This is a genomic window from Vibrio sp. 704 (assembly GCF_033339295.1).
Window position 1 is genome coordinate 107,872 of record NZ_JAWOUH010000009.1, and the last position, 22,073, is coordinate 129,944.

The 22,073-nt window shown below is 43.9% G+C and carries 27 protein-coding genes; 15 read left to right on the forward strand and 12 right to left on the reverse strand.

The genetic code is table 11. The features are described 5' to 3' along the window. Positions 1–149 precede the first annotated feature (149 nt). The gene (locus R7R24_RS14120) at positions 150–764 is read left to right on the forward strand and encodes a fumarylacetoacetate hydrolase family protein (RefSeq protein ID WP_017635857.1); all 615 of its coding nucleotides are present in this window, start codon (positions 150–152) and stop codon (positions 762–764) included. On the opposite strand, the gene R7R24_RS14125 is transcribed toward R7R24_RS14120, so the two are convergent. The 3 genes from R7R24_RS14125 to R7R24_RS14135 form a co-directional block, all read right to left on the reverse strand. Then, entirely contained in the window at positions 761–1,072 is a 312-nt protein-coding gene (locus tag R7R24_RS14125) for an AzlD domain-containing protein (RefSeq protein ID WP_005385193.1), read from the reverse strand. The genes R7R24_RS14120 and R7R24_RS14125 overlap by 4 nt on opposite strands. Beyond that, positions 1,072–1,782, reverse strand: coding sequence for an AzlC family ABC transporter permease (locus R7R24_RS14130; protein WP_054578691.1), 711 nt, complete (start codon positions 1,780–1,782; stop codon positions 1,072–1,074). Before R7R24_RS14130 ends, R7R24_RS14125 begins: the two co-directional genes overlap by 1 nt. A gap of 79 nt (positions 1,783–1,861) precedes the next feature. Then, positions 1,862–2,689: an AraC family transcriptional regulator gene (locus tag R7R24_RS14135; RefSeq protein ID WP_005385198.1), complete on the reverse strand. Its 828-nt coding sequence runs from the start codon at positions 2,687–2,689 to the stop codon at positions 1,862–1,864. A 229-nt stretch (positions 2,690–2,918) separates the two neighbouring features. On the opposite strand from R7R24_RS14135, the gene R7R24_RS14140 reads away from it, so the two are divergent. Together R7R24_RS14140 and R7R24_RS14145 are read left to right on the forward strand one after the other, a co-directional pair. Beyond that, on the forward strand, positions 2,919–3,551 hold the full coding sequence (locus R7R24_RS14140) for a LysE family translocator (protein WP_005375522.1): 633 nt from the start codon (positions 2,919–2,921) through the stop codon (positions 3,549–3,551). Positions 3,552–3,630: 79 nt separating this feature from the next. Further along, positions 3,631–4,053, forward strand: coding sequence for a GNAT family N-acetyltransferase (locus tag R7R24_RS14145; protein ID WP_206946998.1), 423 nt, complete (start codon positions 3,631–3,633; stop codon positions 4,051–4,053). Positions 4,054–4,152: 99 nt separating this feature from the next. Here R7R24_RS14145 and R7R24_RS14150 read toward each other — a convergent pair whose 3' ends face one another. Beyond that, on the reverse strand, positions 4,153–5,847 hold the full coding sequence (locus R7R24_RS14150) for a phospho-sugar mutase (protein WP_206947000.1): 1,695 nt from the start codon (positions 5,845–5,847) through the stop codon (positions 4,153–4,155). A 330-nt stretch (positions 5,848–6,177) separates the two neighbouring features. Here R7R24_RS14150 and coxB point away from each other — a divergent pair, with 330 nt between their 5' ends. From coxB to R7R24_RS14170, 4 genes are read left to right on the forward strand one after another with little or no spacing between them, the layout of a single operon-like run. Further along, on the forward strand, positions 6,178–7,341 hold the full coding sequence (gene coxB / locus R7R24_RS14155) for a cytochrome c oxidase subunit II (protein WP_017821602.1): 1,164 nt from the start codon (positions 6,178–6,180) through the stop codon (positions 7,339–7,341). Further along, a complete protein-coding gene (ctaD, locus tag R7R24_RS14160; protein WP_005375510.1) occupies positions 7,338–8,969 on the forward strand; it encodes a cytochrome c oxidase subunit I in 1,632 nt (543 codons plus the stop codon). Before coxB ends, ctaD begins: the two co-directional genes overlap by 4 nt. A 20-nt stretch (positions 8,970–8,989) precedes the next feature. Then, a complete protein-coding gene (locus tag R7R24_RS14165; protein WP_017821600.1) occupies positions 8,990–9,529 on the forward strand; it encodes a cytochrome c oxidase assembly protein in 540 nt (179 codons plus the stop codon). Between the two features lie 51 nt (positions 9,530–9,580). Beyond that, positions 9,581–10,465, forward strand: coding sequence for a cytochrome c oxidase subunit 3 (locus tag R7R24_RS14170; RefSeq protein WP_054574394.1), 885 nt, complete (start codon positions 9,581–9,583; stop codon positions 10,463–10,465). Between the two features lie 24 nt (positions 10,466–10,489). Here R7R24_RS14170 and R7R24_RS14175 read toward each other — a convergent pair whose 3' ends face one another. Further along, positions 10,490–10,726 carry a DUF2909 domain-containing protein gene (locus R7R24_RS14175; protein WP_005375504.1) on the reverse strand — a complete coding sequence of 79 codons (237 nt, stop codon included), beginning with the start codon at positions 10,724–10,726 and terminating at the stop codon, positions 10,490–10,492. Between R7R24_RS14175 and R7R24_RS14180 the strand changes: the two genes are divergently transcribed. The 4 genes from R7R24_RS14180 to cyoE are packed head-to-tail and all read left to right on the forward strand — an operon-like array spanning position 10,725 to position 13,965. Then, positions 10,725–11,516, forward strand: a complete 792-nt coding sequence (locus R7R24_RS14180) for an SURF1 family protein (RefSeq protein WP_206947026.1) — start codon at positions 10,725–10,727, stop codon at positions 11,514–11,516. The genes R7R24_RS14175 and R7R24_RS14180 overlap by 2 nt on opposite strands. Continuing rightward, positions 11,506–12,042 (forward strand): cytochrome oxidase biogenesis cluster protein, encoded by a 537-nt coding sequence (locus R7R24_RS14185; protein WP_206947002.1) that lies wholly within the window; start codon positions 11,506–11,508, stop codon positions 12,040–12,042. The genes R7R24_RS14180 and R7R24_RS14185 overlap by 11 nt, the downstream gene beginning before the upstream one ends. A gap of 11 nt (positions 12,043–12,053) precedes the next feature. Then, entirely contained in the window at positions 12,054–13,073 is a 1,020-nt protein-coding gene (locus R7R24_RS14190) for a COX15/CtaA family protein (RefSeq protein ID WP_206947004.1), read from the forward strand. Then, positions 13,066–13,965, forward strand: a complete 900-nt coding sequence (cyoE, locus tag R7R24_RS14195) for a heme o synthase (RefSeq protein WP_206947006.1) — start codon at positions 13,066–13,068, stop codon at positions 13,963–13,965. Before R7R24_RS14190 ends, cyoE begins: the two co-directional genes overlap by 8 nt. Before the next feature lie 82 nt (positions 13,966–14,047). Here cyoE and R7R24_RS14200 read toward each other — a convergent pair whose 3' ends face one another. Next, positions 14,048–14,521 carry an FKBP-type peptidyl-prolyl cis-trans isomerase gene (locus tag R7R24_RS14200; protein WP_191115891.1) on the reverse strand — a complete coding sequence of 158 codons (474 nt, stop codon included), beginning with the start codon at positions 14,519–14,521 and terminating at the stop codon, positions 14,048–14,050. Between the two features lie 13 nt (positions 14,522–14,534). Beyond that, the gene (locus R7R24_RS14205) at positions 14,535–15,167 is read right to left on the reverse strand and encodes a thiol:disulfide interchange protein DsbA/DsbL (RefSeq protein WP_213883640.1); all 633 of its coding nucleotides are present in this window, start codon (positions 15,165–15,167) and stop codon (positions 14,535–14,537) included. A gap of 282 nt (positions 15,168–15,449) precedes the next feature. Here R7R24_RS14205 and R7R24_RS14210 point away from each other — a divergent pair, with 282 nt between their 5' ends. Then, the gene (locus R7R24_RS14210) at positions 15,450–16,076 is read left to right on the forward strand and encodes an OmpA family protein (protein ID WP_053308082.1); all 627 of its coding nucleotides are present in this window, start codon (positions 15,450–15,452) and stop codon (positions 16,074–16,076) included. A 191-nt stretch (positions 16,077–16,267) separates the two neighbouring features. On the opposite strand, the gene R7R24_RS14215 is transcribed toward R7R24_RS14210, so the two are convergent. The 4 genes from R7R24_RS14215 to R7R24_RS14230 all read right to left on the reverse strand — a co-directional run bounded on the left by R7R24_RS14215 (position 16,268) and on the right by R7R24_RS14230 (position 18,112). Continuing rightward, positions 16,268–16,627: a glutaredoxin family protein gene (locus R7R24_RS14215; RefSeq protein ID WP_017821596.1), complete on the reverse strand. Its 360-nt coding sequence runs from the start codon at positions 16,625–16,627 to the stop codon at positions 16,268–16,270. Positions 16,628–16,738: 111 nt separating this feature from the next. Then, positions 16,739–17,281 carry a hypothetical protein gene (locus R7R24_RS14220; RefSeq protein ID WP_206947008.1) on the reverse strand — a complete coding sequence of 181 codons (543 nt, stop codon included), beginning with the start codon at positions 17,279–17,281 and terminating at the stop codon, positions 16,739–16,741. Then, a complete protein-coding gene (locus tag R7R24_RS14225) occupies positions 17,268–17,813 on the reverse strand; it encodes a YaeQ family protein (RefSeq protein ID WP_005375627.1) in 546 nt (181 codons plus the stop codon). The genes R7R24_RS14220 and R7R24_RS14225 overlap by 14 nt, the downstream gene beginning before the upstream one ends. Before the next feature lie 89 nt (positions 17,814–17,902). Further along, complete coding sequence (locus R7R24_RS14230) at positions 17,903–18,112, reverse strand: cold-shock protein (RefSeq protein WP_005375625.1); 210 nt, start codon at positions 18,110–18,112, stop codon at positions 17,903–17,905. A 365-nt stretch (positions 18,113–18,477) separates the two neighbouring features. Here R7R24_RS14230 and R7R24_RS14235 point away from each other — a divergent pair, with 365 nt between their 5' ends. The 3 genes from R7R24_RS14235 (at position 18,478) to R7R24_RS14245 (ending at position 21,644) form a co-directional block, all read left to right on the forward strand. Next, positions 18,478–18,765 (forward strand): alternative ribosome-rescue factor A, encoded by a 288-nt coding sequence (locus R7R24_RS14235; RefSeq protein WP_206947010.1) that lies wholly within the window; start codon positions 18,478–18,480, stop codon positions 18,763–18,765. A gap of 212 nt (positions 18,766–18,977) precedes the next feature. Continuing rightward, the gene (locus tag R7R24_RS14240) at positions 18,978–20,420 is read left to right on the forward strand and encodes a diguanylate cyclase domain-containing protein (protein WP_206947012.1); all 1,443 of its coding nucleotides are present in this window, start codon (positions 18,978–18,980) and stop codon (positions 20,418–20,420) included. Between the two features lie 333 nt (positions 20,421–20,753). Then, positions 20,754–21,644 (forward strand): RNA polymerase sigma factor RpoD/SigA, encoded by an 891-nt coding sequence (locus R7R24_RS14245; RefSeq protein ID WP_017635872.1) that lies wholly within the window; start codon positions 20,754–20,756, stop codon positions 21,642–21,644. A gap of 26 nt (positions 21,645–21,670) precedes the next feature. Here R7R24_RS14245 and R7R24_RS14250 read toward each other — a convergent pair whose 3' ends face one another. Next, positions 21,671–22,045, reverse strand: coding sequence for a hypothetical protein (locus R7R24_RS14250; protein WP_005375619.1), 375 nt, complete (start codon positions 22,043–22,045; stop codon positions 21,671–21,673). Positions 22,046–22,073 lie beyond the last annotated feature (28 nt).

The window sequence follows — 22,073 nt, forward strand, 5'->3', positions numbered from 1 at the left end:
TGTTTTACAAATACTTTGCTGTTTCAATTAGATGATACAAAACTCAAAACGGGGTGAATGTCTTATTTTTTACACTAGAGGTTGCTATTTAGTGTCGTTAAGTCAATAGGTTAGATTATGATGGGATTTTTGTTTTGCAGGGAAGAATGATGAGTGTTATTCAAGTTGAAGAAAAGAAAGTAGAAGTGGGTAAAGTGCTTTGTGTTGGACGAAATTACGTTGAACATATTCATGAGCTTAATAATGCAATGCCTGAGCAAATGGTGGTATTTAATAAACCCGCAACTTCCGTATCAACAACTCTGCGTTCATTCCATCAAGAGCCCCTTCATTATGAGGCTGAAATCTGCTTTTTGATCAAGGATGGACGTTATTCAGCGGTTGGTTTGGGATTGGATCTGACCAAGCGTGGTTTGCAATCCTCGCTTAAAAATCAGGGGTTGCCGTGGGAGCGAGCTAAGGCATTTGATGGCTCTGCTGTGTTTAGTCGGTTTGTCTCTTTGGATAACATTGATATCAATGATCTTAACCTTGAGCTCTTAATCAACTGTGTTCGTGTGCAAAAAGGTCACGTTAACCAAATGCTCTATCCGCCGCTAACTATCCTGGATGAATTAACCAGTTACACAACACTTCAAGATGGTGATGTAGTGATGACCGGTACACCAAAGGGCGTTGGTGAGGTACATGAAGGTGACATCTTCCTTGGTCGATTAAAGTGTGGCGATGTCACCTTGTTGGAGATTGAGTGGTTGGCGGATTAAAGCCAAATTCGTAGAACGAGAAATACCACCATACTGATAACCGTCGTTAAAAGAACATTTTTAGTAAAATAAGCGATTAAAGCAGCCAGTACGGCAGCCAGTAAAAATGGGTTTTGCACATTGACGCTGAGCTCCCCATCGGGAATGAAAACGATAGGTGCCCAGATCGCAGTCAGTACTGCGGGGCTAGCGTAATTGAGTACTTTTTGAGTGCGCGTCCCTAATCGCAATGGCAGCTTGGGTTCTAAAAACAAGTAGCGGCTGGTGAAAACAAGTACCGTCATCAGTAAAATAGCCAACATGATCATTAGCGTTTCTCCTTTACTTGTTCCACAAAGTAACCAGTAAGCATGGCTAAAATGCTCGAAATCATCAAACTTCCCTCAATTTGATAATAGGTTAGGGCAACCGAGCTCACCAAAGCCACAAGAACACTCGCGAGCACCGCTGCATTTTTAATAGTCGGAACTACAATTGCGATAAAAGTTGCGGCCACAGCAAATTCCAAACCCATTTCGTTCAGTTCAGGGATTAGACTTCCCGCAATAATGCCCGTCAATGTCGCGACATTCCAAAACAGGTAAAAACTCAGACCAGCCCCAAGTGCATACCAGCGATTAAATTGTTTATCGGAATGGTGGCCTACAATCGCAAACAGCTCGTCAGTAAGTAAGAAGCCGAGTGATAATCGCCATTTTAGAGGGAGCGGTGCAATTTTACTGCGCATCGATACACTGTAGAGGAAGTGTCGAGAGGTGATAAAAAACGTTGTCAGTAACATGGTCACTAGACCTGCTCCCGTTTTAATCATTCCCATCGCGACGAGCTGTGCAGAACCTGCGAACAAAATGGCGGATAGTGCTTGTCCTTCCAAAGGGTGAAGCCCAGTATCAATTGCGAATGAGCCTGCGAGTAAGCCCCAAGGGAGCACTGCGATACTCAGAGGCATCATCGCAAGTGTACCTTGCCAAAATAGCGTGGCTTTTGATTCTTTTTGTAACGGCAAAGTGTGGTCCATAGTTTCTTCTTATTTATTCCTAAATCAGATTACCAAGATAGCTCGGTAGTCGCATAACGCCTTGTACAATATTGCTGCTTTAGCTGTGACGGACGTATTGGCCGGGAGTGACGCCCATGGCTTTTTTAAAGTGTCGATGCAGATGGCTTTGATCATGGAAGCCGCATTCTTGTGCCACGTCTGAAATTTTTTGTCCCATTTTTAGTAGCTTCTTCGCCATACGTAAACGTTGCTGAATTTGATAGGCATGAGGCGGAAAGCCAAATTGCTTTTGAAACTCTCTCAGCAGATGAAAAGGGCTTAATCCAGACAGTTTGGCGAGTTCTTCTAGTGAGACGTCCGTTTGTGGAAAGTCTTCCAAAAATTCTCTGACTAGCTGCACTTGTCGCTGAGCTCTGGTTGATTCTTTCAGTGGTGCCCGATGAGTGCTGTGTTTACTGGCTAGCTTAATCAACGTGCCGTAAACCAAAGTTTCTCTCAACAAACGGTTGTCTGATTTTTCTAGTGTTTCAAATACCAATCGTAACTGACTAGCCAGCTCAGGATCGTAAACCACAGGTTGAGGGAAATAGGGCAGAGCTACATTTGGTGAACCAAGCTCTTGTCCTAAAGTTTGAAACTGCTGAGGTACGGGGTACATTGCTTTGTATTCCCAGCCGCCTTCCGAGGCTGAATGTCCGTTGTGTACTTCATCTGCATTAACAAGGATGATGCTGTCCTGTGGCGCGATATGATTCCCGCCCGTCCTAAAAAATTGTTGTGCCCCTTTTTCGATGACACCAATAGTGTAACCTTCGTGGCTATGGCGTGAAAAATTCTGCTTCTCATACTTTGCATCGAGAAGTTCTAAACCGCCGAGCTCTTGAGCTATCTTGAAGGTAGCGATTTCCTTATTCTTTTCTTTCATCTTTATCCGGTCTGCTCAAGAAAATCATTTTAGAAGTGTAATGGATCCATCGTGCTTATTTTTGTACAAAATTGCTATTCGATTTTGATAAACAGGCGAATTGATTGCTATTTTTCAGCTGGGCAAACTATGATTTTTATTTTTTGATTTATCTTGGCTATTTTGGGCTGGATGATGTTATTTTGTTGGTATAACATTCGCCGCCTTGTTGTAGAAAAGCGGTTCCATCATGATTGATTTATCTGTACTTCCTGTTTATCTCACCGCAGTAGTGGCTTTGTTGCTGTTACCAGGGCCCGATATGTTGCTGATAGCGAGTTCTAGTATGAGTTACGGTAAGAAGGTCGGTCTTTTTGCTAGCTTAGGCAATGCGACGTCTGGTGTTATTCTTACTTTGCTTGCTGCGATGGGCGTATCTACCCTGATTGCCATGAGCCCAATAGCCCTTAAAGTCCTTCATCTACTAGGTGGCGCTTACTTGTTAAAAATGGGTTGGGACTGCTTACGAGCTGAGGCATCTTCGGCTCCAGAGCTTGATGGTCAAAACAAAATGGCATCAACTTATTATCAACGTGCTTTGATGAGTAATTTGCTTAACCCTAAAGCCTTGGTCTTTTTTGTAATGTTTTTGCCGCAGTTTGTCTCAAGCAATATCACGGCATCTTCCGGTGAGCAGATGCTAGCGCTAGGGTTATTGTTGAACGTTCTTGGCTTGTCATTCAATTTATTACTTGTTGGGTTAGCAGGCACATTGGGCAAAGGGCTGCTCGAGAACGAAAAATTCCGCACGTATCAGCATAAACTAATGGGGTTAGTGTTTGTTATTCTGGCGTTGTGGATGCTGAGTAGTTTCGCCTTGTAAAGTTATCATATTCCATCAGAAAGCCAGCAATTGCTGGCTTTTTGTTTTAGGATATTGGTGTTTCCTAAGGAGAGGATATATGAAGCTTGAATTTTGTTTAAATCCAGATCAAACAGACCTTGATTTTGTTCGTGAAGGTATTCGATCTTATAACCGACTGCATTTACCTGAAGGGGAAGTGCATGCTGTAGGCTGTTTCGCAAAAGATGAGAATGACAAGATCATGGGTGGCTTGACTGGCGAAATGTTTAAAAATACGGTGTTTGTTGAGTTTTTGTGGGTAGACGCCGAAAGTCGAACCTCTGGTCTCGGTAGTCAATTAATGTCGATGCTAGAACAAAAAGTAAAGCCTCATGGGGTTACCCATGTTTATTTGGATACCTACAGCTTTCAAGCTCTTGAGTTCTATCTCAAATTGGGTTTTGAGAAAGTGGGGCAGTACTCAGGCTATCCTGTAGAGGGCATCCACAAGTACTTTCTACAAAAGGAAATTGTAGGCTAGGGAAAAGCACGGGTTAGCTTGACTTGTTCTAGTGAAAATCAAAAAAGAGGCGCGAATTTGCGCCTCTTGTTGTATCAAATATCTATGTTTCTCTTTGACTTACAAACTTTGCTGGTGCGCGTCGATAAGTTCGTTCATCTTCGCTTCCGCTGCTTGCTGTGCTTGCTCATAGCTCATATCCGCAGGGAAGAGGTTGATGACTTCGTAGTAACATTTTAGTTTTGGCTCAGTACCAGAAGGACGAACAATCACGCGTGATTGATCTTCTAGGTGATAAATCAATACGTCACTTGCCGGTAAGTCAATGGATTCTTCAGAGCCGTCGTCAAACATGCGAACCGATGTTTTTAGATCTTCGGTTACTGCAACTTTTTTACCAGCAATCTCTGTTGGTGGATTTGCTCGGAGTTTGTCGCCGATTGGTGGAGAGTTCGGGTCGAGAGCGATGCTGCGTTGTGCGTTGAAGTAGAAACCGTGCTCGCGGTACAGCTCTTCCAGTTTATCCCACAGTGTTTTGCCTTGTGCTTTAAGCTTGCCTGTTAGCTGTGAAAACGCGACGATTGCAGATAAACCATCTTTATCCCACACCTTGTTACCCACGGTGTAACCGAGCGCTTCCTCATAAGCAAACAAGAATGGGTTGGTTTCTGTCTCTTGTTCCATGGCAACGTTAGTAAGCCATTTAAAGCCAGTTAATGTTTGATAGTATTGTGCGCCATGCGCCTTAGCGATGTTGCTCAGCATTCTTGAGGATACGATGGTGTTGCCAACCAAAGCGTTAGGTTGCTGTTCCAGCAAGTAATCGCCAAACAGTGAGCCCACCTGATCACCTGTTAGCATTTGATACTCGCCATCTAGGCGTTTAACTGCCACGGCAAAACGGTCCGCATCTGGATCGTTCGCGCAAGCGATATCGGCATCTACGGACTTACCTAATGCCATCACCATATCCATTGCACCGGCTTCTTCAGGGTTTGGGAAGTTGACGGTTGGGAAGCTTCCATCAGGTTCGCGCTGTTCCTTAACACTTGCCACTTTTTGGAAGCCTGCGTCGGCAAGTAGCGTTTCCGCCATATTCGCGCCAACGCCATGCATTGCGGTGTAAGCAATAGATATATCGGTATTGTTGTCAGGAGTAAGCAGCGCGTTTTCATTCATTGTCTTACGGTAAGTTTGGTAGTAGTCGTCTTCCAACCAAACTAACAAACCGTGCTGTTTTGCATCATCGAGAGACATTAAAGGTAATGGCTTCGTTGTTGCGTCATCAATTTTCGCTGCGATTCCAGAGTCGTGCGGAGGAATAATCTGTGCGCCATTCTCCCAATATACTTTAAAGCCATTGTATTCTGGTGGATTGTGGCTGGCAGTAACAACAACAGCGGCCGCAGCATTCAATGTACGGACACCAAACGCAACAATTGGGGTTGCTGCAACGTCATACGTTAGGTAAACCTTGATACCAAGGGCCGTCAGTACGGATGCGGTATCATGCGCGAATTGTTTTGAATCGGGACGACCGTCGTAGCCAATAACGACACCACGACTCGCGGCATCTTTGACTTTCTCAAGCAAATAGTTCCCTAAACCAGTGGCGGTCTCTTGAATCACCAAGCGGTTCATTCGGTTTGGACCTGCGCCCACTTTGCCACGTAAGCCTGCAGTACCAAAGGCAAGGCGTGAGCCAAAGCGATCAGTAAGTTCTTGTTCATTGTTCGTATCGACGAGGTGTTGTAGCTCTTCACGAGTCTTAGGATCAGGGTCTCGTTCTAGCCATTGCGTAATTAGTGCTGTCATATCAGTCATTCCTTAGTAGGGGGAGCCTACTTTCTTGGACACTTCGTTTGGTAAGTATCTCAATGTTTTCTTTTAAATCAATGTAAATGGTTCTCAATTACATTTCAAAGAGGGCAATCGATAAACCGAATTAATTTTTCTTATCCGAACAAAATTTAATCATATTTAATTTCTTGAAGAACCTTGGAACTATAACTAGCCTTTTAACATAAATATAACAAACCGTGTCGAAATCGTAGTTTTTGTGACTTTTCGTAAAGTTGTTCGATATTTGCATCGGGACGCAAGGAAGCTCGCGTAGGCGTAGCGGCTGAGCAGAGGAGAGATCTTTTGAAAAGATTAACGACTACTCTAGCCTTATCACTGAATGTGATTTTAATCACATTTTCCTCTTTTGGTTGGTCAAAGGAAAATGACTACAACATGACAAAAGGGGTCACAGAGATAAGTGGGCAAGTGTATGAATTACATATGCTGATTTTCTATATCTGCTGTGTAATTGCTTTGATTGTTTTTGGTGTGATGTTCTATTCCATCTTCCGTCATCGCAAGTCAAAAGGAGCAGTTGCAGCACATTTCCATGAAAGCACAAAAGTGGAAATTATTTGGACGGTCATACCCATCATCATTCTTGTCGCTATGGCGATTCCCGCAACAAAAACTCTAGTAGCAATGGAAGACACAAGCCAATCGGATATCACGGTCAAGATCACAGGCTCGCAATGGAAATGGCATTACAGCTATTTTGGCGAAGATGTTGAGTTTTTTAGTTTGCTTGCCACCAGCCAAAAACAAATTGATGGAATCGAAGCTAAAGGCGCACATTACTTACTGGAAGTAGACAACCCTTTGGTGTTGCCTGTGAATCGCAAAGTGCGTTTTTTGATGACTTCTGATGATGTCATTCACTCTTGGTGGGTACCGGACTTTGCCGTCAAGAAAGACACCATTCCAGGTTTTATTAATGAAGCATGGACAAGAATTGATGAGCCAGGCGTATATCGCGGCCAATGTGCGGAGCTATGTGGTCGTGCACACGGATTTATGCCGGTGGTGGTGCATGCGATGGAAGAAGAAAAGTTCGATGAATGGCTAGCGAGTAAGAAGCAAGAACTCGCACTTCAAAAAGCGGCGGCACAAGAAGCGCTCTCTCAAGACTTATCTATGGATGAATTGATGTCGCAAGGCGAATCGATATACACGGCGCGTTGCGCTGTGTGTCATCAGGCAAATGGTGAGGGGATTCCGGGTGCATTTCCCGCGATTAAAGGCAGTCCTATTGCAACCGGAGATGTTACAGAGCACATAGATATTATTGTCAACGGTCGCCCGGGCACCGCAATGCAGGCTTTTTCTAATCAGTTAAGTGACAAAGAAATTGGCGCGGTTATCACATATCAACGAAATGCATGGGGCAACGATACTGGCGATACAGTGCAAGCATCCGATGTGAATGCCTTTAAGGCACAAGGCAGTGCTAAGGAGGAAATATGAGTAAGCCAATAGATAAGGCAGTGAAGTCTGCGCCAGCAGAGGCCAGTGCGAACAGTACCATTGCGATTGATGATGGTCACGAGCATCATGCACCCCAGGGCATCACTCGTTGGTTGTATTCTACAAGCCATAAAGACATAGGCACCCTCTACCTTTGGTTTAGCTTTGCGATGTTTCTAACAGGTGGTGCGATGGCTATGATCATTCGTGCCGAACTGTTCCAGCCAGGGCTACAGCTAGTCGATCCGCAGTTTTTTAATCAAATGACCACGGTACACGGTTTAGTGATGGTATTTGGTGCGGTGATGCCAGCATTTACGGGGCTTGCTAACTGGATGATCCCGATGATGATCGGCGCTCCAGATATGGCGCTGCCGCGCATGAACAACTTGAGCTTTTGGATCTTACCTTTTGCATTTCTTATTTTGTTGAGCTCGTTGTTTTTACCTGGCGGCGGTCCTGATTTTGGTTGGACGTTTTATGCTCCGCTGTCCACGACTTATGGCCCGGATAGCACTGCGCTGTTTGTATTCTCTGTTCATATCATGGGTATCAGCTCCATTATGGGCGCGATCAACGTTATCGTGACGATCGTAAATATGCGAGCTCCGGGAATGACTTGGTTCAAGTTACCAATGTTTGTTTGGACTTGGTTAATTACCGCTTTCTTGCTAATCGCGGTTATGCCGGTATTAGCGGGTGCGGTGACCATGGTTCTTACTGACAAATATTTCGGGACTAGCTTCTTTGACGCAGCTGGTGGTGGTGACCCGGTAATGTTCCAACACATCTTTTGGTTCTTTGGTCACCCAGAAGTGTACATCATGATTTTACCGTCGTTTGGAATCATCTCCGCCATTCTGCCTGCTTTCAGTGGTAAGAAGCTGTTTGGTTATCATTCGATGGTTTACGCGACGTGCAGCATTGCATTGTTATCTTTCCTTGTGTGGGCGCACCACATGTTTACCACGGGGATGCCAGTTTTTGCTGAGCTCTTCTTCATGTATTGCACTATGCTGATTGCGGTACCAACGGGGGTTAAAGTCTTTAACTGGGTTGCCACCATGTGGCGTGGAGCTCTGACCTTTGAAACGCCAATGTTGTTTGCCATTGCCTTTATTGTGCTGTTTACCATTGGTGGCTTCTCGGGACTGATGTTGGCGATTGTGCCGGCGGACTTCCAATATCATGACACTTACTTCGTGGTTGCCCATTTCCATTATGTGTTGGTATCTGGTGCGGTATTCTCGATCATGGCAGCGGCATACTACTGGCTACCTAAGTGGACGGGCAATATGTACGACCACAAGCTGAGTTTATGGCATTTCTGGTGCTCAATTATTTCCGTCAATGTCCTGTTTTTCCCAATGCACTTCCTAGGCTTAGCGGGCATGCCAAGACGCATACCGGATTACGCCATTCAGTTTGCTGATGTTAATCAAATAGTATCAATTGGTGGGTTTGCATTTGGGTTGTCACAACTGATCTTCTTATGGTTGGTGATCAAGTGTATTCGTGGCGGGGAAAAGGCTTCTGCAAAACCGTGGGAACGTGCGGAGGGCTTAGAGTGGACAGTGCCAAGCCCTGCGCCACATCATACGTTTACTACACCGCCTAAGATTGACTAGCAAAGAGTGGGGTGAGTGACATGAAACCGAATCCATCAAACAAGAAGCTCACAGTGAAGTTGCTTTTGGCGACCCTGTTAATGTTTGGCTTCGGCTATGCACTGGTCCCACTTTATGACGTGATGTGCGACGCACTGGGAATCAATGGAAAGACAAGTGAAGTGGCCGCCATTCAACCGACAGGTATGCAACCGGACATGAGCCGAACTATTCGCGTGGAGTTTATGGCGCATGTCAGCCCAGATATGCCTTGGGAGTTTAGACCCAAAGTGATTTCGATGGATGTTCACCCAGGTGAAGTCGTGCAAACCGAATACCTTGCATTTAATGAAAGTGGGCAGAAGTTGGTGGGGCAAGCCGTTCCTTCTGTTTCTCCCGGGACTGGAGCTGCTTACTTCAATAAGATTGAGTGTTTTTGTTTTAACCAGCAGCCTCTGGATGGTAAACAGCAAGCTCAAATGCCGTTGATTTTTTATATCGAACCGGACTTGCCGGAGTCTATACACACGTTAACGCTGTCTTACACACTCTATAAACTTCCCCCTCCTACAGGCTCTTAGCCACTCAGGGAGAGAGATACAGACCAAGATTGGTCAGTAAGGAGAGAAATTATGAGTAACAAGCCAGGAACATATTATGTTCCCGCTCAAAGTAGCTGGCCGATCATCGGTGCATTTGCTCTGTTTTTGGTTGCTGTTGGCGCGGGCATGACCGTCCAGGGGACACAAAGTGACGGTGCAGTGGGAACCATTGGTGGCATTGTGCTAGCGGTGGGCTTCTTGTTCTTGCTTTACATGTTGGCTGGTTGGTTTAGTAATGTGATTACTGAATCACTGAATGGAAAATACAGCTCGCAAATTACTCGTTCTTTTCGCCAAGGAATGAGCTGGTTTATCTTTTCTGAAGTGATGTTTTTTGGTGCCTTTTTTGGTGCCTTGTTCTACGCCAGAATGATTTCTGTGCCTTGGTTAGGTGGGGCAGATAATAACTTCATGACTAACGAAGTCCTGTGGCCAACCTTCGAAGCGATGTGGCCACTCACACTGACACCGGGGGGAGAAACAACACAAGCTATGCCGTGGCAGGGCATACCCCTTACCAATACTATCTTGCTGCTATTGTCGTCTATTACGCTACATATGGCGCATATAAGCCTTGAACAAGACAAAAGAACGGCACTGATTGTTTGGTTAGAGATAACCATCGTACTTGCTGGCTTTTTCCTATATTACCAAGCGGTTGAGTATGTTCATGCTTATCAAGACATAGGGCTCACGTTGCAGTCCGGTATTTACGGTAACACGTTCTTCATGTTGACGGGGTTCCACGGTTTACACGTTTGTCTTGGGACTATCTTCTTGATCGTGCTGCTGTTCAGAATCGCTAAAGATCACTTTTCGCCAAAGAACCATTTTGCCTTTCAAGCGGGCAGCTGGTATTGGCATTTCGTGGATGTGGTTTGGTTATGTCTGTTTGTGTTTGTTTACGTACTTTAGGCGCAGTGTGAACTCTTCGTTCGACTAATAAGGGCGAGGGTTTGGTGCTAGCCAACCCGAGCTGAGCGCAATAAGCAAAAGGACGACCACCAAAGCGGAGAACATGACTCGACGGCCTAAGTAATGACTCATGGGTTTGTCTCTTTTTTCAGGATTATCTGGGTCTTCACGAACCATTTCGATAAGCGCTTTTGCGAGGTTGAAGATAATGAAAAGCAGCAAAAGGACAAGCGTCAGTTTGAATAGAAATACGGTGGACATGGCACCTCCGGTTTCATCATTGTTGTTATCAAGACAATTATGGCTATCGAAACGGTTTTGGGTTGCAGTTGGTTTAACTGTGGTTGTGTTTTCTCTTTTGGTCAAACTGGGTTTTTGGCAGTTTGAGAGAGGGCAAGAAAAACAAGCATTGGAACAAGCCATTCTCGCGCGTGCGGATAGTGCGTACCAAGCACTAAGCGTCGTTCTTGAAGACAACGACTGGCGAGAGGAAAGTATCCTCGGGAAAAAAGTGGAAGTTAATGTTGTTCCTCAGGCGTTTCCCGTAATTTTGTTAGATAACCAAACGCATCAAGGCAGTGTGGGATATTTAGCATTTCAGATTGTATTGACGAGCGATGAGCCTAGTGCCTATGCGTTATTGGAGCTTGGTTTTGTCGAGGGAAGAGCAGAACGCTCAGTGTTACCAACGGTCACCAAACTCGATAATTCGACTTTCATCACAGGACGCCTGTACCGAAAATCTACTAATCCACTGAGCTCAGAGTTAATGCCGGAAGTTGGCGATGTTATTCGCGTGCAAAACCTAAACATCGCGCAATTGAATCAGCTACTGAATATTGAACTTATGCCCGCAGTCTTGCAGCCAGACAATTTAACTCGTTGGCCCTATGACTTTCCTTGGAATCCATTGCCACTCAATAGTGCCAAACATTTTGGCTATTCGATTCAATGGTTTTCGATGGCAGGTGTTTTCTTATTACTGACTTTAATTGTTTTTGTTCGTTGGCAAAAAAAGTTGCGTCACATGGAGGTGAAGCATGACACCTAAAGTAACCAAAGGACGACTAATGTTGATTGCGCTGGTTTGTACGTTCGCGCTTCCCGCTGTCATTGCAAAAGTCATTCTCACACAAGGGTGGTATCAAAGCGGAGTGACTAATAGAGGCGAGTTAGTCGAACCATACACGACGTTAGAGCAACTTGGTCAAGAGTCACCTCTCAAAGACCATGGTTGGCAACTCGCTTATGTATTACCTAACGAATGCACTGAAGAGTGTAAACAGCAGCTTTACCTGCTTCAGCAAAGCCATGTTGCTTTAGGTAAGTATCAAGAGCGAGTAGTGCCAGTCGTTTGGCAGACTGAGCATTCAGATCCCATAGAAGTATCGATGTTAGCGATGCAAATGAATGAATTGGTTACCGCAAAAGTGAAACCTGGGCAAATGTTGATCGTTGATCCTCTTGGGCAACTGGTGATGTCTTACTCGCCGAAACCAAATGAGGACTTAGTCCTATTGAATAAAGGTATGTTGGCGGACTTACGCAAGCTCTTAAAACTGTCACGAGTCGGTTAGAGGAAGTGCATATGAAATTAATTCAGTTGGTTAGATTCAGTTTGCTGCTAACTCTCGTGGTGATCATGTTAGGGGCATATACTCGCCTTTCAGATGCAGGGTTAGGTTGCCCGGATTGGCCTGGTTGTTATGGGCACTTTTCTGTGCCGCATCAAGAAGAAGACGTCATACGTGCTAACCTGAACTTCCCCGAGCGGGCAGTAGAGCATGAGAAAGCATGGCTTGAGATGATTCATCGCTATTTTGCAGGAACGTTAGGTTTAGTCATTTTTGCGATGGCTGCAATATCAGTAAGGTCTGAGCGTGTAAATTCAATCATTCCGATGTTGCTAAGCGTATTGGTGATTGGGCAGGCACTTTTGGGAATGTGGACAGTTACTCTTAAATTAATGCCCGTCATCGTGATGCTTCACTTGCTCGGTGGTTTTGTTTTATTGGCGTTACAGGCGATTTTTTACTGCCAATTAAAAGCGCAAAACAATCTCTATTTCTCTCCATCTTCTAGCTCTCTGAGAGGCTTTTCATTGTTGGTTTTTCTGGTTGTTTTGGTGCAAGTGCTCCTTGGAGGATGGACTTCGTCAAATTATGCTGCGCTGATGTGTACCACACTGCCGATTTGTGAGGGAGACTGGATGAGCCATCTCTCATGGAAAGAAGCGTTTTCTTTCTGGCAAACTGGATTCGAGAATTATGAATTTGGTGTCTTGGAGTATCCGGCAAGAATGACTATACACGTCACTCATCGTATAGGTGCTATTGTTACCGCCACCGTGGTATTGGCTTATAGTGTTGGGCTTATGAGGCAAGATTCTCATCATTCACAGAGAATCGGAGGGTGGTTGTTATTCACTCTGGTGTGCCAAATTATGCTGGGTGTAAGCAACGTAGTATTTCAACTTCCTATCTATGTCGCGGTGGCGCACAACCTTGGTGCCGCTGTTATGTTGAGTCTCGTTTGTGTTAGCCAGTTTTACTTGTGGCAGGGTAAAACGGCTTGGAATTACACCGCGAAAGGAGTTCGCTATGAGTAAAGAAATCGCGCTGTCGTTAAATGGGCGAAAGCGACTAAGTTCCGTTTATTTGAAGTTAACGAAACCTAAAGTGGTGGCGTTAATGTTGGTGACGGCAGTAGTAGGTATGAGCTTAGCCCCGGTTGATGATTTCCCCTGGTTGCAGGCGGTAGTTGGCCTAACGGGGATTGGTCTGATGGCAGGGTCTGCGGCAGCGTTTAATCATCTAATTGACCGCCGAATTGATGCGAGAATGGCACGTACACACAAACGACCATTGCCATCGGGTGAGACTAAACCATCATCGGTGATAGCCTTCGCTACAGTTTTAGGTGTCTTAGGGTTTGTACTTCTATATGCGATGGTCAACCCGCTGACGGCATGGTTGACTTTGATGAGTTTGCTCGGCTATGCGATGGTATACACAATGTACCTCAAACGTGCTACGCCCCAAAATATCGTCATTGCAGGGATTGCCGGTGCGATGCCGCCTCTTCTCGGTTGGACTGCTGTAACAGGGCAATTACATGCGAATGCTTGGCTGCTCGTGATGATCATTTTTATCTGGACGCCACCACATTTTTGGGCTCTCGCTATTCATCGTGTCGAGGATTACCGCAAGGTAGATATTCCCATGCTGCCAGTGACACACGGCATTGAGTACACCAAAACTTCTATTCTGTTGTATACGGTGCTATTGACTTTGGTTTGTGTTCTACCGGTTTTGGTTGGCATGGTCGGCGTGGTGTATCTTTTTGCTTCGCTACTACTCAATGTTGGCTTTATGTACCATGCATGGAAGCTAAAATATGCACCAGAGCAAAATACCGCGATGGAGACGTTTAAATTCTCTATCTATCATCTTTTGGCGTTGTTCATTGCATTGCTTTCGGATCACTATATTGGTTTTTAACCTCTCTTAAAACAGAAAACGCCGCGTGGTTCGCGGCGTTTTTGGTTTTGATACTTTGGCTTTAAGACAAAGCTTTCTAGATTTATTGAATTTCTAGCAGTTCAACATCAAAGATCAAAACACTTGCTGGTGGAATTGGGCCAGAGCCACTCTTACCATAGCCAAGCGTGCTTGGTACGAATAGACGGATTTTCTCACCCTCTACCATGTATTGTAGGCCTTCTTGCCAGCCTTTAATGACTTGGTTAAGACCAAATGAAATCGGCTCACCACGATTAACAGAGCTATCGAATACCGTGCCATCAATCAAGGTGCCGTGGTAGTGTACTTTTACTTTACTTGTTGCAGTTGGGTGAACCTCACCTTCGCCTTTTTCAAGAACCATGTATTGAAGGCCACTTTCTGTTGTGATAACGCCTTCTTTTTTCGCATTTTCTAGTAAGAATGCTTGGCCTTTGGCAAAGTTGTCATCTGCTACTTTATGGTTTGTCCAAGTACGGTAAATGAAAAAGCCCGCCAAAATAAAAATAATAAGAGGAAGCAAAAATTTAGACACGTAATCTCCTTGTCTATTTAGGTTGTTTTAGCAAAAATTTGATGGTTTCTGCCATGGCTTCAACGCTGTCATGACCACCAGTAATCACTTGATATTTTCCGTTTACGATAAAGGCTGGAACGGAGTTAATTTGGCCGCGAGTCGTGATCGCTTCTGCCTTAGTGATGTACTCAAACAGCGTTTTTTGCTGTGCTTCATCTAAATGGTAAGGGCTGATAAGGTTGCGAGACTCAAAAGCTTTCTCAACAGCGATTTGGCGTTCCTCAGCCGTTGCATCGGCACCCATTTGCACAGCAGTAAAAAGATCTGCCATAAACGCTTTATCTGGTGTTGATTCAAGCTGCATTACGGCAGTATAGAAGATGATGGCGCTCACTTGTGCACTTTCATTGAACGTTACATGCATTTTTTCAACGCTTTGATCGGTCAATGATTCAATTTGAGGGACAAACTCTTTCATTGAGCGGCAGTGGCCACAAGTTAAAGAGAATGCTTCAGTCAGGGGAGCTAAATCATATTCTTCAAGGGATACTGGCAAAACTTCGTATTGTTTGCCTTGCTGAGGCTGACTCTTGCCGCTATCGCATGCCGACAAAGCCATTACGGCAACAACAACAGCAAAGCCTTTCGATATGGTTTTTAACATAGTAGTGCTCTAAATGAGAAATTTGCGTTAGTTTATCGGTTAACGATAGTGACTAAAACCATTAAATAACAATAAAGTGAGACCATTGGTAACAGACTTAGCCTGACGTATGGGCTGTAAGGGTAGGGTATTTTAGTGTTGCTTTTTATTTGAGAGATGATTTGGCATTGACTCCAGTGGCATGAACGCTGCATAGACAAACCAATCGGTGGACAAAAGCGCTAAAGATTCGGCGTGTTTTGTCGACACAATGAACAAGAGTTTTTCTACGTTGGTAATGGTATGAAGCATTGGTTATTAATTGTTTGTGGCATTCTGGCCGGGTGCAGTAGCCTCGATCAAGATATGGTCCCAGGTGGGAACATTTTAGATACAGCTCCTAAATCAAACACTGAGCTGAGACACCCAGAATGGGGATACCCGAGCGTATCCAATGTGGCTTCTTCCCCTCGTTCATATCAAACGGCGAGGGCGTCAGTAAAAAAGTCGCAAAACGTGACCTCTCTGGAAATGTTCCTGAGCAGGCATAACATTCCTCACGAGACGCTCAGTGGTGGTCACCTGATGATACGTTTGAAAGAGCAAGTGCATTTTCAAACGGGCTCTGCACGGTTATCTGCTCAATCTCAAGACTGGATTCGAAACATTGGTCACTATCTGGCTGGAAGAACTGATGTTGATGTCGTGATTGATGGTCATGCGGATAGCACGGGAGCTGAAAGCTTCAATGACACGCTATCTGAAAAGCGAGCTCGTGAAGTAGAAAAACAACTATTGGCGACGAGTATTCCACGTCAACGAGTGTTTTCTAGAGGCTTCGGAGAGTATGTACCGAAGTGCAGCAATGCGACAGCGAGTGGTAAAGCTTGCAATCGGCGCGTAGAGCTAACATTGATCGTGGATGAATAACGCAGACGTTAGGCGGTAATCTTCGTTGTGTTGTTCTCGCATACTCGTTATTTGCTTAATGGAGTTTAAGTTCGGAGTTGAGCAAGAAGACTGAATAAGGAAAGCTCGCACGGCAACATTTAGCGAGAAAAAATAGAAAAGAGGCACCGTTAGGTGCCTCTTTTACATCCGCCAATGTTCATAGGGGGAACTTAGGCAAATTCTTTTTCAACGTAAGCGACGATGTCAGATGACTCGTATAACCACTGTGTTTCGCCATCTTTTTCGATACGAAGGCAAGGGACTTTAACTCGCCCACCACCTTGCTCTAGTTCAGCTCGATGAGTCGGGTTATTTTTTGCATCACGTAGCTCAATGTTCACCGATTGACGCTTCATTGCACGGCGGACCTTTACGCAAAAAGGGCAGGCTTCAAATTGGTAAAGTGCGTATTGTTTCGCTTTTTCATCAATACGTTGCTGTTCTTCTGCGGTGCGCTTAATACCACGAGGTGAGAACACCGCGTTCAGCAATAAGATAAACTTGCCTAAAATCCAACGGATAAACTTCATAATGATCCCTTGATGTTCATTGGGTAATTGTCCTTTAAGAATGCAATCATGATGCTTGTTGCACTGAGCGTGAAGTCTATCAGTTGTTTGAAATGGATAAAACCATGTATTTTATGCGGAAAATAGACGTTTAAACCAACCCCAAAAGCCACTTGCTGAAGCCGGACGGGCTTCTTTACCTTGATAAAAACTTTGCATGAGTTCGGTTCTGAATCCATCAACGTCCATGCGTTTCATGACAAGCTCATGCTGCAATGTATTTTGAGTCTGCTCAGCATGATCGTGCGCCAAGCTGAAATCCATATTTAAATAGCCTTGCGTGTATAACCAAAGGTGGGTGACTAAGATTAGGTCTTCAGCAGATTGGTTAGTAAACTTATCCGCGTGCTCATTACCCAAGGAGTCAGTCAGAACTTGCTGCATACGCTGGGTAGAGTGAGCATGTTGCTCGTAGTTAGCACTTGCTTCAATATGTGATTTGGTCAAAAGGCCAAGCAGGTGAAGAGTAGGTGCTGTTGTGGGTTTGTTCTCACAAACTTTTGTAAATAGTTGTGACTGTTCTTTTAACCAACGTCGCTTTGCTGCTTTATGTTCTTTAACAAAGGGGATTTCTTCAAATCCCATCTCTTGACTCAGTTCACTAAGAGACGTCATGGTTTTTTAGTTCCTTCACCGTTACTTCGATATGTTGATCATTGATATCAACAAAAATTGAGCTGCCAGTAATCATAACAGAAAGGCTAGTACCTCGGTCAAGGTGCTGACAAATCAAGTCGATAGCGTCATAGTCAAAGCTCTCTACGTTGACGGGAAGCATTGAGAACTTTCCTGACATTTTGTCCCACCAGACAGCCGCTTTGGTGTTATAAGTGTAAACTTTTACATGCTTTGCTAGGCGAGAAGCTTTCTTAATTCTGTCTGGTTCTGGTTCGCCAATTTCAATCCAGTGAGTAATGCTTTGATCATCGCCAACATGCCATAAATCAGGCTCTTCAATCGTAGAGAGTCCTTTTGTAAACTCCAGATTGCTTTGAGCATTTAAACAGTAAGCTAGAATGCGAGCCAACATTCGTTGCGGCTTTTCAGAAGGGTGAAGGGCGATAGTTAGATTTTTAGAATCGTAATAGTCATTATTCATATCGGAAATGGCGATACGAAATTTGTAAATGGTTGGTTTAAGAGCCATAGATTTATATCGTTTTGTTGGCAAAATAAGTTTTAGGCAAAAAAATAGCCAGCTTTAAAAGCTGGCTATCGTATCAAATTCTTTAAGAATTAAAGTACTTTGATTTGCTCTGCTTGAGGGCCTTTTTGACCTTGAGAGATAACAAATTCTACTTTCTGGCCTTCAACTAGAGTACGGAAGCCGTCACCAGTGATTGCAGAGAAGTGAGCAAATACGTCAGGACCGTTTTCTTGTTGAATGAAACCGAAGCCTTTAGTTTCGTTGAACCACTTAACTGTGCCAGTAGCTGTGTTAGACATGTCTATTTCCTAAATATCTAAATAATGTAATCTTTCGCCTCAACGGCGCTTATAGCGTGGAAAAATAAATTGCTATTGCGTACCACAGGACGACGGGTTACAAGTAATCCAACGAAATGTGAAAACAAAGAACTTTCTTTCTAGCCGTGTTTGAGTCTAGGTTAATTCCACGAAGAGTCAACATATATTAGTGCTTTATGGACAAATATTTGTATTTAGTCACTATTTAACCAGCATGTTTTTGATTAAATTTCAAATAAATGACGGTGATGTGAAGTTTTTTAGCATAAAATTCAACTAAATCTATAAATTTGACTTATTTATATAATTATTGTCCAATCTGGTTCGACCATTAAGGAGGATTTATGGCAAAGCGTAAAATCAGTCCTCAACCGAGTGGCTCACAACATGAGACCGACTTCGGCAGAGGTGAAATCAAAGACAACGCGTTAAAAGCGGTTGTTACCAGTCAGCTGTTCCAAACACGAGTCGTTAAAGCGAAAAAAGGTAAAGGTAGCTTCAGCCGTAAAATGAAGCATAGAAGCAAAGAGCCCTATTCAAAGTTCTCCCCAAGGTGGATTTTGAATAGGGCTTTTTTATTGGTACTAGGTGTTTGCAAAACTGATGATATTCAATTTTTTAGTACCAGATAAGTTTTCCTAATTTATCATGTACTGCTTCAAATGCTTCAAATGCTTCAACTGCTTCAGCGAACCAGGCGTTGAAAGTACCAATTAAGTACTAAAACTTACTAAGTTAGATTCATATCAATAAGCGTCACTTCCTGTCTTATGCAACTCTACTATATCTTTAGTCTAATCAAACAGCCGAGATTATGGTTTAAAAAGACTGGTGAGAAGTAGGTATGTCATCGACGAGTTATGGTACTTATGGTTGCAAATGTAAAAAAGCGTGTGCTTCTTTATTACTACTGTGGCTGTCCATTTGTCCGATGGCGCATGCGCACAAATCAGAGTCTCATTCTTTAATTGTTGCTAACTCCAAAGCGTGGAAGCCGTTCTCTTACCTTAGCCCAGATGGTGAACCTAAAGGTATTTTAATCGACTTTTGGAAAGAGTACGCGGCGAACAACCAAATCGACGTTCAGTTTCTCCTTTTGGATTGGGATGCTTCTTTGCAAGCCGTAAAAGAGGGTAAGGCTGACTTTCACGGAGGACTTGTCTACTCGCCCGAAAGAGCGAAGTATATGGACTTTGGCGCAGTCATAATGCCTATCCAAACCAAATTGTACGTAAATAAAGATGTACTTTCGGTTGATATCAGGAGTGTTTTAACTGGCGAAATGACGCTGCCAATTGGCGTTGTTAAAGGAAGTTACGAGTCTGAGTTTGTTCAGACGAATTATCCGAATGCACCTATCGCAGAATACATTAACAATGATTCGATGATACAAGCCGCCGTCGATAAAAAGGTGCTGTACTTTGTTGCAGACCTGCAAGTTGCTAACTTTTATATGGCAACCACGCCGGGAGCGGGTATGTTTGTCCCGACAATTAGCTTATATAGTAAAGATCTTCGGATTGCAGCAGGAATGCACAGTGCAACTTCCATTTTAGAGGTATCAAGAGCGTTTGAAAAAGTCATCGATACGGATCGTGAGCGGATCCTCACCCGTTGGAGTGTGGTGAAAACGGTTTATCCACTTTATCTTTTCCCTATTGCTATTTTCATTATGGCGATTGCAACGCTTTATCATATTTTTGCCCTCAAACGTATGGTTGCTCTTCGGACAAGGCAATTAACGATTGCCAATCAGCAATTGCTGGAGATGACGTTGACGGATTCTCTCACAAAGCTATACAACCGTAGACACCTGATTGAGCAATTGGCGCTACTGAATCATTTGAAGCGAAACTTAACGGTGATGGTGTTTGATATTGATGATTTTAAATCAATCAATGATCGATATGGCCACCTTGCTGGAGACCGAGCAATAGTTGCCATCGCAGAAGCCGCTAAGTCGATGACTGATGACCGAATGACATTGGCGAGAATTGGAGGAGAAGAGTTCGCACTCGTTACGTCGTCTCTGTCAGAGCGAGAAGCACTCAATTTTGCCAATATGCTTTGTAAAGCCGTTTACGATCAGCCTGTTATACTGGGTGGACAAGCAATTCATTTGAGTATCAGTTTGGGCTGTGCTTACTATCCTGAGTTTACCCACATCGAGAGCTTGCAAGATGCTGACGAGTTGATGTATCAAGGTAAGTCTGAAGGAAAGAATCGTGCAGTTTTCCAAGTTATAACAGACTGTCAGCTTCAACCTGCGCTTCGTCAAGTGAATTAGATCTCGCTAATTCAACTGATACTTCAAACCATCCTCAAGCCTCAAAGTTTTAGTTAGAGTAACGTGGTAAGCGTTGACGATCACGTTGCGTTGTTTTCTTTGAGGCCAATTTGCGTACAAATACTATCACTTTCATATATATAAACCCCCGCCTGCTCACGTTTTTATCATAGAAGCAGTAATTGTTTTAAAGTGATAAGTGATTTCTTGGTAAAGATCAGAACCCCTGTCTACACTCAGTGTAAAGTAATGCATATAAAGCATGATGCATACGGTGTTGTACAAAAACAATTAAAGAAGATAAGAAATAAGTTGGCTTGAGAAGGACGGGGAATGAACAACGAATGCTTTGCTAGGTTCCGAGCTGTCACGGATGAACTGTCAATGAAAGAATCGTTGTCAGTTGGGAAAGACCCTTATGCTCACTATCTCAAAGATATTGTGGGGATTGATTTGTTGTCTCGTGAAGAGGAGTTGCATTACGCCAAACTTAATCGAGCTGGTGATGAAGAAGCGCGCGAAATGTTGATTGAGTCTAATCTTCGACTTGTTGTGAAAATCGCAAAAGGCTACCTCAAACGGCCAGGCAATAACTTTACTCTGCTCGATTTAATAGAAGAAGGTAACATTGGTTTGATAAAAGCGGTCGATAAGTTCGATCCTGAGCCAGGCTACCGTTTTTCTACTTATGCGGTATGGTGGATTCGCGAGAATATAGAAGCGGCATTAATGAACAATGGCCGCACGGTACGTTTACCTGCTCATGTGTGCAAAGAGATAAATAGCCTGGCTTTAAAAAAGCTCGATGCGTCAAAAAGTGAGAGCAAGGAGTTGTCTATTTCTGAACTCTCACGCTGCTCAGGGGTGAAAGCAGAGCGTATAGATGAACTTGTTGCTCTTAGTGGTTTTATTGATGTATCGACCACTGCGGACCTTCATCGTGTTCCATTTGTTCTTGAACTGTGTGAAAGTGAGTATACGCCAGATCCACAACAAGACTGTGAAAACCAGTGCTTTACTCAAGCTATTGAAAATATTATTAAAACCTTGCCAACTAAGTTGCAGAAAGTCTTAATCCATCGATTCGGATTATTTGACCAGAGAGTGAAAACCTTGTCGGAAATAGGCCTGTTGTTAAACGTGTCTAACGAGCGTGTTCGTCAGATGCAGATAGAGGCGGTTGAACGTGTGCAGAAACGTCTCCGATTCGATGGTTGGGTTTAAGATTTTTAGCCCCTTATCCTAGCCGATTAATTTACTGGCTTGCTACTCTGTTCTTCCGTAAGTAACAGCAGCTCAAGCTGTGCTTTAGCTGCTGCCTCCAATCTCCATACACTCAATAATCGGTTAAGTGCTGCGCGATAAGTACGACTTTTGAGTAAAAAAGCGAGCGTACTTGTGTAGTTGTTTACGACTTGCGCTTGTGTCTCGACTAATGCGGTTTTGTTTTCGATGTCGATGTGTTGAAGGTTAAAGTCAGGAAGAAACGCACACTCATACCATACCTCTACAATTTCACGAATTTCGAGTTCTTCTTCAGGCACGTCAAAGTCTTGTAACTGGTAGTTTTCTGGTATCGTTGATAAATAAACCACATCCAATTTGTCTGCAACAAATGTATACATCGGATTCCTTAGTGTACGCGCTTACAGA

What these genes read in the sequence shown, in the direction of transcription:
- R7R24_RS14120 (WP_017635857.1), top strand. Translation starts at nt 150, where the DNA reads ATGAGTGTTATTCAAGTTGAAGAAAAGAAAGTAGAAGTGGGTAAAGTG.
- R7R24_RS14125 (WP_005385193.1), bottom strand. Translation starts at nt 1,072, where the DNA reads ATGATCATGTTGGCTATTTTACTGATGACGGTACTTGTTTTCACCAGC.
- R7R24_RS14130 (WP_054578691.1), bottom strand. Translation starts at nt 1,782, where the DNA reads ATGGACCACACTTTGCCGTTACAAAAAGAATCAAAAGCCACGCTATTT.
- R7R24_RS14135 (WP_005385198.1), bottom strand. Translation starts at nt 2,689, where the DNA reads ATGAAAGAAAAGAATAAGGAAATCGCTACCTTCAAGATAGCTCAAGAG.
- R7R24_RS14140 (WP_005375522.1), top strand. Translation starts at nt 2,919, where the DNA reads ATGATTGATTTATCTGTACTTCCTGTTTATCTCACCGCAGTAGTGGCT.
- R7R24_RS14145 (WP_206946998.1), top strand. Translation starts at nt 3,631, where the DNA reads ATGAAGCTTGAATTTTGTTTAAATCCAGATCAAACAGACCTTGATTTT.
- R7R24_RS14150 (WP_206947000.1), bottom strand. Translation starts at nt 5,847, where the DNA reads ATGACAGCACTAATTACGCAATGGCTAGAACGAGACCCTGATCCTAAG.
- ctaD (WP_005375510.1), top strand. Translation starts at nt 7,338, where the DNA reads ATGAGTAAGCCAATAGATAAGGCAGTGAAGTCTGCGCCAGCAGAGGCC.
- R7R24_RS14165 (WP_017821600.1), top strand. Translation starts at nt 8,990, where the DNA reads ATGAAACCGAATCCATCAAACAAGAAGCTCACAGTGAAGTTGCTTTTG.
- R7R24_RS14170 (WP_054574394.1), top strand. Translation starts at nt 9,581, where the DNA reads ATGAGTAACAAGCCAGGAACATATTATGTTCCCGCTCAAAGTAGCTGG.
- R7R24_RS14180 (WP_206947026.1), top strand. Translation starts at nt 10,725, where the DNA reads ATGGCACCTCCGGTTTCATCATTGTTGTTATCAAGACAATTATGGCTA.
- R7R24_RS14175 (WP_005375504.1), bottom strand. Translation starts at nt 10,726, where the DNA reads ATGTCCACCGTATTTCTATTCAAACTGACGCTTGTCCTTTTGCTGCTT.
- R7R24_RS14185 (WP_206947002.1), top strand. Translation starts at nt 11,506, where the DNA reads ATGACACCTAAAGTAACCAAAGGACGACTAATGTTGATTGCGCTGGTT.
- R7R24_RS14190 (WP_206947004.1), top strand. Translation starts at nt 12,054, where the DNA reads ATGAAATTAATTCAGTTGGTTAGATTCAGTTTGCTGCTAACTCTCGTG.
- cyoE (WP_206947006.1), top strand. Translation starts at nt 13,066, where the DNA reads ATGAGTAAAGAAATCGCGCTGTCGTTAAATGGGCGAAAGCGACTAAGT.
- R7R24_RS14205 (WP_213883640.1), bottom strand. Translation starts at nt 15,167, where the DNA reads ATGTTAAAAACCATATCGAAAGGCTTTGCTGTTGTTGTTGCCGTAATG.
- R7R24_RS14210 (WP_053308082.1), top strand. Translation starts at nt 15,450, where the DNA reads ATGAAGCATTGGTTATTAATTGTTTGTGGCATTCTGGCCGGGTGCAGT.
- R7R24_RS14215 (WP_017821596.1), bottom strand. Translation starts at nt 16,627, where the DNA reads ATGAAGTTTATCCGTTGGATTTTAGGCAAGTTTATCTTATTGCTGAAC.
- R7R24_RS14220 (WP_206947008.1), bottom strand. Translation starts at nt 17,281, where the DNA reads ATGACGTCTCTTAGTGAACTGAGTCAAGAGATGGGATTTGAAGAAATC.
- R7R24_RS14225 (WP_005375627.1), bottom strand. Translation starts at nt 17,813, where the DNA reads ATGGCTCTTAAACCAACCATTTACAAATTTCGTATCGCCATTTCCGAT.
- R7R24_RS14230 (WP_005375625.1), bottom strand. Translation starts at nt 18,112, where the DNA reads ATGTCTAACACAGCTACTGGCACAGTTAAGTGGTTCAACGAAACTAAA.
- R7R24_RS14235 (WP_206947010.1), top strand. Translation starts at nt 18,478, where the DNA reads ATGGCAAAGCGTAAAATCAGTCCTCAACCGAGTGGCTCACAACATGAG.
- R7R24_RS14240 (WP_206947012.1), top strand. Translation starts at nt 18,978, where the DNA reads ATGTCATCGACGAGTTATGGTACTTATGGTTGCAAATGTAAAAAAGCG.
- R7R24_RS14245 (WP_017635872.1), top strand. Translation starts at nt 20,754, where the DNA reads ATGAACAACGAATGCTTTGCTAGGTTCCGAGCTGTCACGGATGAACTG.
- R7R24_RS14250 (WP_005375619.1), bottom strand. Translation starts at nt 22,045, where the DNA reads ATGTATACATTTGTTGCAGACAAATTGGATGTGGTTTATTTATCAACG.